Genomic DNA, 257 nt, shown 5'->3' with positions numbered 1-257 from the left:
TGTTTTATTAGGGGCAATTGGATGTTTGCATATATCCGTACCACTAGCGCTCAGTGGATCATCTAAGGACATCTTGGTGATGGCTTGGAATATTGATTCTATTAGCAGTTTTGATCCAGCTCAATCGGTTGAAGTTGTAACAAGTGAGTTATTGACGAATATTTGTAGTGCATTGGTGCAGTATGATCGGAATGATCCTATGAAAATTCGTTCTGCTATGGCTCAGTCTTGGGATGTTTTTGATGGTGGGAAGAGAA

Annotated in this window: 1 pseudogene; it reads left to right on the top strand. The window is 40.1% G+C overall.

Annotated features, from left to right (window positions below):
• A pseudogene (locus ACFIK8_RS11950) lies at nt 1–257 on the top strand (ABC transporter substrate-binding protein); the annotation flags it as partial.

It is taken from the genome of Bartonella sp. MR168JLCBS (assembly GCF_042194175.1).
This window is presented reverse-complemented; position numbering and strand designations above follow the sequence as displayed.